Origin of the sequence: Nitrosomonas eutropha (assembly GCF_900116685.1) — a bacterium.
Lineage (GTDB): Bacteria > Pseudomonadota > Gammaproteobacteria > Burkholderiales > Nitrosomonadaceae > Nitrosomonas > Nitrosomonas eutropha_A.
On sequence record NZ_FPBL01000004.1, the window covers coordinates 213,045 to 219,974 of the forward strand.

General features: G+C 42.8%; 8 protein-coding genes. 7 read left to right on the top strand and 1 reads right to left on the bottom strand.

The genetic code is table 11. From position 1 onward, the window contains the following. Window positions 1-36 precede the first annotated feature (36 nt). The gene (locus tag BM331_RS12385; RefSeq protein WP_083414702.1) at window positions 37-318 is read right to left on the bottom strand and encodes a PEP-CTERM sorting domain-containing protein; all 282 of its coding nucleotides are present in this window, start codon (window positions 316-318) and stop codon (window positions 37-39) included. An 873-nt stretch (window positions 319-1,191) separates the two neighbouring features. On the opposite strand from BM331_RS12385, the gene BM331_RS06640 reads away from it, so the two are divergent. The 7 genes from BM331_RS06640 to BM331_RS06670 form a co-directional block, all read left to right on the top strand. After that, window positions 1,192-2,346, top strand: coding sequence for a cell division protein ZipA (locus BM331_RS06640; protein ID WP_074928148.1), 1,155 nt, complete (start codon window positions 1,192-1,194; stop codon window positions 2,344-2,346). Window positions 2,347-2,368: 22 nt separating this feature from the next. Then, window positions 2,369-2,608, top strand: a complete 240-nt coding sequence (locus tag BM331_RS06645; RefSeq protein ID WP_074928150.1) for a CDGSH iron-sulfur domain-containing protein — start codon at window positions 2,369-2,371, stop codon at window positions 2,606-2,608. A 234-nt stretch (window positions 2,609-2,842) separates the two neighbouring features. After that, complete coding sequence (locus BM331_RS06650; protein WP_074928152.1) at window positions 2,843-3,388, top strand: L,D-transpeptidase family protein; 546 nt, start codon at window positions 2,843-2,845, stop codon at window positions 3,386-3,388. Window positions 3,389-3,676: 288 nt separating this feature from the next. Then, window positions 3,677-4,054 (top strand): 30S ribosomal protein S12, encoded by a 378-nt coding sequence (gene rpsL / locus BM331_RS06655; protein WP_074455433.1) that lies wholly within the window; start codon window positions 3,677-3,679, stop codon window positions 4,052-4,054. Between the two features lie 65 nt (window positions 4,055-4,119). Continuing rightward, a complete protein-coding gene (rpsG, locus tag BM331_RS06660) occupies window positions 4,120-4,590 on the top strand; it encodes a 30S ribosomal protein S7 (protein ID WP_074928154.1) in 471 nt (156 codons plus the stop codon). A gap of 68 nt (window positions 4,591-4,658) precedes the next feature. Continuing rightward, window positions 4,659-6,749 (top strand): elongation factor G, encoded by a 2,091-nt coding sequence (gene fusA, locus BM331_RS06665; RefSeq protein ID WP_074928218.1) that lies wholly within the window; start codon window positions 4,659-4,661, stop codon window positions 6,747-6,749. A 29-nt stretch (window positions 6,750-6,778) separates the two neighbouring features. Further along, window positions 6,779-6,930, top strand: a 152-nt coding sequence (locus BM331_RS06670; RefSeq protein WP_256214828.1) for a GTP-binding protein, incomplete at its 3' end; no start/stop codon positions are given.

A 6,930-nucleotide genomic window follows, 5' to 3' on the forward strand; every position in this document is an offset into this window, starting at 1 on the left:
TAATTTCCTGAGATAGCTAATTTTTTAACTTGGAATTCAAACAGTAAGCTGTGTGCGGATTTTTCTCCTTTGCGCTGTTCCTATTCCCAGAATACCTAGACCAATGAGTGCAATCATAGTGGGTTCCGGGACGGATACTGCATTTAGTGCAACGCTTAGTGTGTAATTAACTGGGATAGTTGGAAGATCTTGGTTAAACAGAAGCTGTGAGACTGGATTTAAGTTATTGGTAGACCAAGCTTCAAATGAGCCTGTAATGTCTGTTTCGGTTGATCCAGAATCAACTGCATAACTCCAGGATGTTGTGTAGGGCCCCATTGGAGGTGTTGTCGGGATTGGTGCTGTAAATGAATCGGTTGGGCTGGCAAGGACTGCATTTATGAAGCCAGTAACCACAGTGGATCAGATGTTAAATCTGCAAAAGAATCGAATAATCTGGAGAGGGTGTCGTTGAAAGAGCTAACTGAATTATTGGAATCTTCTGTGTGCAGAGAGATGGAGGCTTGGTAAGCATATATCGATGGGTTACTGATTCCGGAAAGAGAATTATGAAATTTAAATGATCCGGTCGCGTATTCCAGTTTGCTCATGTCAGCGTTGCCGCAGCCTGTTGCACTGTTGACTCCATAGGAAAAACAGCCATTGGTTATGCCCAGCGTCATTGAGCCGATTACTCCTGCCTAGGCGGGCGTCATGGATAATCCGAGAATAGTCCCAACAATAACTGTTATTGTTTTGATTCCAGCTTTCAGATTCACCCCTGCCTCTTTTATGACAATAATAATTTGCAGGAAAATTTATTTCCTGATGTGACGATATTTGTAATAAGTTTTATATCCATATCGCATAACAGACTCGGTTTATTTATATCACAGGATGAGCAAGGCTGTTATGTTCTTAGCGTTCGGCCCTTATGTGGCTAGAGCAGTTTTGGTGCAAATATAAACAGATCTCTGCTTCTGCAAATAGGATGGGAGATTTCCTCAAGAAATAAGATGTAAACACCTGAAACAAAAATGCTCTAGCCACAATCCCGCGTATGGATGTCAGTCAAAACATATTTTAATTACATTAAACCGGCTATTTGTAAATTGGTGTGATTTATCTGGAGAGCCGATCTTTAGAAGTGCCCTTGTGCGTGAGCAGAACGATTATAATCGTACCAATTGTGCCAAAGGGGGATAACAGTTTATGAGTGATTTGCAAATCAGCTTGGTTATTATTGGTGTTGTGATTATCGCCGGGGTTGTCATATTCAACAGAATTCAGTTGGCTCGTCATCATCGTCGGGTTCAGGATGCATTCAGACATGAGCATGATGATGTTTTATTGAGTGATGAGTACAAACCGATATCTGCAGATGAACGGATTGAGCCACAATTTGGTGATGAAGTGCCGTCAATTCCGAATGAAGCGCCGGATTTAGCCAGTGTTCCAGCGAGTACTTTGTCTGAACGGCATGTAGCGAGCGATCAACCGGCACAAAAAGAGCCCGGTGTACAGAAGAAAGCTGCTACTAGCGTTGATAGCATGATCAATTATATTGCTGATATTCGCTCAAACTCACCTATCCCGCATGAGAGACTCATAGATCTGCTGCAACAGAAGTTCGATTACGGTAAGCCAGTGCGCTGGTACGGCCTCCAGTCAGAAGGACAGCTGTGGGAGGAAATTTCACTGGATACACTTAGTCCCAGAAATACGTATATCGAATTGAAGGGATGCTTGCAGCTTGTGGATCGTTCCGGGTTGGTAACTGAAATCAATTTATCGAGATTTCGTGACATGGCCGAAGATTTCTCTGTGCAGATTCACGCGGAAGTTGATTGCCCTGATATTGCGGATGCGTATGCCAGGGCGGTTGATCTGGATAGATTTTGTGCTGATGTTGATGTGATTATGGGTGTCAATATTATCAGTAAAGATGGTGGTGCTTTTGTTGGAACTAAAATCCGTGCGCTGGCGGAGGCATCTGGTTTCAGGCTGGAATCCGAGGGAGTTTTCAGATACCGGGATAGTGAAACGAATGAGGTGATGTTTTCCCTTGGTAATTTCGAGTCTGCCCTGTTTTTGCCAGCAAACATGCGGACGTTAACTACCCGTGGCATTACTTTCCTGCTAGATGTGCCCAGGGTTGCAAGTGGAGAGAAAGTATTTGATCAGATGGTTCATATCGCTCGGCTTTTTTCATCAACATTGAACGGTCTTCTGGTGGATGACAACAGAGTGCCATTGAGTGAAAACGGAGTAAAAAGAAGCAAGCAGCGGCTGGCTGATATTCAGGCTGCAATGGCAGCACATAATATTACCGCCGGTAGTGAAACAGCACTGAAACTGTTTGATTAGCAGTATTTCGTGGGAGTAAGTCATGGGTGAATCCGGAGCCGCGCAGAATCATCCGTTTCAGGTTCAGCTGGAAATTGGAAAGCGGTATTACTGGTGTCAGTGCAGTCTCAGTCAGTCACAACCGTTCTGCGACGGATCTCATAGAGGCACTGGGATAAGCCCTGTGGCATTTACGATCAGGGAAGTCAGCTCGGTTTGGCTTTGTGTCTGCAAAAAGACAGGTAATGCTCCTTTTTGTGACTGTCCTGGTAGTAGGCTATGATTTTTTATGCATTATGATTGGATCTGGAATGTGAGCGCATGTAATTCCAATTACAGATAGAAACAGAAGTTATAAAATCGTATAACGTGCTGTAAAATAATTATATTATGAATATTATTATTTTCACTTCTATCGAGAATTGGAATAAGTCATGAGCTATTATGATATTGAAGCAAAAATAGTAGGGGTGTTGTTCGGAGCGGGTTATTAATTTTTGACAGATGTAGTTTGACAATGCGCTGGGTTCAAACCGGATTATTTTTATTGTTGGCATTTCCACTTCCAGGCCGTGCGACTCAGGACGTGTGGATTCTGATAGATACTTCAGAGCACCGGCTTAGCGTCATGCGTAAGGATAAAGCCTTGCTGATTTTTGATAATATCGCTATTGGTCGATATGGGGCTAGCCACTCAAGGATGCAAGGAGATAATCAAACACCGTTAGGATCGTTCCAAATCAGTTGGGTTAAACAGCATAACCGCTTCTATCGTTTTTATGGTATCAATTACCCTAATCGAGAGGTTGCAGACTTGGCTCTTTCAGAGGGGAGAATTTCACGACAAATCTGGGGAAATATAATAAATGCCATTGAATCCACGGGATTGTCACCACAGGATACATCGCTTGGTGGTTACATAGGTATTCATGGCATAGGTAAGGGCGATCAGGCAGTGCACTCTCGTTTTAATTGGACGAATGGATGTGTGGCCATTACCAACGCCCAGATCGATCAGCTGAATCCCTGGATAAAATTGGGTACACGTGTGGTAATACAATGATAGTTATTTTGTGTAGAAAGATATCGATATGCCTGATTTATTAGGATAGTTAGCTGATTTAACTGCTGCAACAGAATACTTTAACCTTGACTTGAAAATAATAACGCCGTAAAATTCGCAGTCTTTTTTAGCCGCTATATAAGGCGTGAGGGTTTTGCATAAAAACAAGGCTGTGGGAAAGTGAAAGAAAAAACATAGGTTGAAAGCGTAAAAGGAATCTGCGCTATTTTAATAAAAACAACCTGCTTAATAGAATTAAAACTTGATGTATGAAAAGCTGGGAGCAAAATGCCGACAATTAGTCAATTGGTGCGCAAGCCACGTAAAGCAAAGCAAGTAAAAAGTAAGGTTCCTGCTCTTGAGAGCTGTCCTCAAAAAAGAGGGGTATGCACTCGTGTTTATACGACAACACCTAAAAAGCCGAACTCCGCACTTAGGAAAGTGGCTAGGGTGCGATTAACCAATGGTTATGAAGTGAGTAGCTACATTGGGGGCGAAGGGCATAATCTGCAGGAGCACTCGGTTGTATTGATACGTGGTGGAAGAGTTAAGGATTTGCCGGGTGTTCGGTATCACACTGTGCGTGGAAGTTTGGATACAGCTGGTGTGAAGGATAGAAAGAAAGCGCGTTCAAAATATGGTTCAAAAAGACCAAAAAGTGCATAAGAAATATAGTTCGGTGTGCTTATAGCTGTGCGAGATTGATAATCAAAATATTGAGATAGTACAAAATGCCTAGACGCAGAGAAGTGCCCAAAAGAGAAATTTTGCCGGACCCAAAATACCATAACGTGGAATTGGCTAAGTTTGTAAATGTATTGATGACGCGTGGAAAAAAATCAATTGCTGAGCAGATCATATATGGTGCTTTAAACCATGTAGAGAAAAAATCGGGAAAGGATCCAGTAGAGGTATTTACACAGGCATTGTCAAACATCAGACCGGTTGTAGAGGTTAAAAGCAGGCGGGTAGGTGGTGCGAATTATCAGGTTCCGGTTGAGGTTAGATCGGTGAGAAGGAGTGCTTTGGCTATGCGGTGGCTGCGAGACGCGGCTCGTAAGCGTAGTGAAAAGTCAATGGATTTAAGATTGGCCGGTGAATTGATGGAGGCTTCTGAGAATCGTGGAACAGCAATCAAGAAGCGTGAGGAAGTGCATAGGATGGCGGAATCAAACAAGGCATTTTCTCATTTTAGATTTTAAAGAGTTGGCTGTTTATATAAAGTACAGCTGTGGCTATTTATCAGGAAAAACAATCTTAGGGTGTGGCAGTGTCGAAGAGAAATCCGTTAGAGCGATACCGTAACATAGGCATCATGGCCCATATTGATGCAGGAAAAACGACAACAAGTGAGCGTATATTATTTTATACAGGAGTTTCTCATAAGTTGGGGGAGGTGCATGACGGTGCTGCTACTATGGATTGGATGGAGCAAGAGCAGGAAAGGGGTATTACAATTACTTCTGCCGCCACAACATGTTTCTGGAAGGGGATGGCGGGCAATTATCCTGAACACAGAATTAATGTAATTGATACACCGGGACACGTAGATTTTACGATTGAGGTGGAGCGTTCATTGCGGGTTTTGGATGGAGCTTGTACGGTATTTTGTGCTGTTGGTGGTGTGCAGCCACAAACAGAGACAGTTTGGCGGCAGGCAAATAAATATGGCGTTCCAAGGCTCGCTTTTGTAAATAAAATGGATAGGTCTGGTGCAAACTTTATGCGTGTCCGTGAGCAAATGATAAGTAGACTTAAAGCAAATCCTGTGCCAATTCAATTGCCTATCGGAGCGGAAGATAAATTTGCTGGAATCATTGATCTTGTGAAGATGAAAGCAGTTTATTGGGATGATGCAAATCAAGGCACAAAATTTGAAGAGCGTGAAATACCAGCTTCTCAGCAAGCTGATGCGGCCGCTTGGCGCGAGAAGATGATAGAGTCTGCGGCCGAAGCAAGCGAAGAGTTAATGAATAAGTATTTGGAATCAGGTGACTTGGCAGTGGAGGATATAAAGCAAGGGCTGCGCGCAAGAACAATAAATAATGAAATCGTGCCAATGCTTTGTGGGACAGCATTCAAAAATAAAGGTGTGCAGGCTATGCTGGATGCTGTTTTAGATTATCTGCCTTCGCCATTAGATGTGCCAGCAATTAAAGGTATAGATGAAAATGGTTTGGAGGATGAGCGTGGACCAAGTGAAGATAGTCCATTTGCGGCTCTGGCATTTAAGATTGCGACAGATCCCTATGTTGGGCAGTTGATATTTTTCCGGGTATATTCTGGAACTGTTAAATCAGGTGACACTGTATTTAATCCTGTTAAAGGAAAGAGGGAAAGGATTGGTAGATTGTTACAGATGCATGCCAATCAGCGTGAAGAAATTAAAGAGGTTGGAACTGGTGATATTGCTGCTGCAGTAGGTCTGAAAGAGGTTACGACGGGAGATACATTATGTGATCCTAATCATGTGATTACTTTGGAGCGTATGGATTTTCCTGAGCCAGTTATTCATGTGGCGGTCGAGCCAAAAACTAAGATTGATCAGGAAAAGATGGGGATTGCACTTAACCGGTTAGCTCAAGAAGATCCATCTTTTAGAGTTAGAACAGATGAGGAATCTGGTCAGACAATTATTTCTGGTATGGGTGAGCTCCACTTAGAAATTATTGTTGATCGGATGAAGAGGGAATTTGGAGTGGAGGCAAACGTAGGTGCTCCACAGGTTGCATACCGAGAAGCGATAAGAAAGCAAGTTGAGATTGAGGGTAAATTCGTTAAGCAAAGTGGCGGTCGTGGTCAGTATGGTCATGTATGGTTGCGAATGGAGCCTAATGAGGCAGGTAAGGGGTTTGAATTTGTTGATGAAATCAAAGGTGGTGCTGTTCCGAGAGAATATATTCCTGCTGTTGAGAAAGGATTAAGGGATTCATTATCAAATGGTGTTCTCGCCGGGTATCCAGTTGTTGATGTGAAAATCGCATTATTTGATGGCTCATACCACGATGTTGATTCCAATGAAAATGCTTTCAAGATGGCTGCGTCAATAGCATTTAAAGATGGTATGAAAAAAGCTAGCCCAGTTCTTCTGGAGCCAATGATGGCAGTGGAGGTAGAAACACCATCTGAGTTTATGGGTAATGTAGTCGGTGATTTATCTTCGCGTCGTGGAATTATTCAGGGAATGGAAGATATTCCAGGGTTTAAGGTGATACGATCAGAGGTGCCATTGGCGGAGATGTTTGGGTATTCCACGATACTTCGATCTGCTACTCAAGGTAGGGCAACATATTCTATGGAGTTTAAGCATTATTCTGAAGCTCCAAAAAATGTGGCCGAGGCAATCATCAATAAGAAATAAAGCTATTCAAATAGAAAGAGGTTGACACAATGGCAAAAAGCAAATTCGAACGGGTGAAACCGCATATAAATGTAGGGACGATAGGTCATGTGGATCATGGTAAAACGACGCTAACGGCAGCGATCACAACAATACTGACCAAGCAATTTGGCGGAGAAGCCAAGTCATATGCTCAGATAGA

Coding starts and splice junctions, on each gene's coding strand:
- BM331_RS12385 (WP_083414702.1), bottom strand. CDS start 318: ATGGGGCCCTACACAACATCCTGGAGTTATGCAGTTGATTCTGGATCA.
- BM331_RS06640 (WP_074928148.1), top strand. CDS start 1,192: ATGAGTGATTTGCAAATCAGCTTGGTTATTATTGGTGTTGTGATTATC.
- BM331_RS06645 (WP_074928150.1), top strand. CDS start 2,369: ATGGGTGAATCCGGAGCCGCGCAGAATCATCCGTTTCAGGTTCAGCTG.
- BM331_RS06650 (WP_074928152.1), top strand. CDS start 2,843: ATGCGCTGGGTTCAAACCGGATTATTTTTATTGTTGGCATTTCCACTT.
- rpsL (WP_074455433.1), top strand. CDS start 3,677: ATGCCGACAATTAGTCAATTGGTGCGCAAGCCACGTAAAGCAAAGCAA.
- rpsG (WP_074928154.1), top strand. CDS start 4,120: ATGCCTAGACGCAGAGAAGTGCCCAAAAGAGAAATTTTGCCGGACCCA.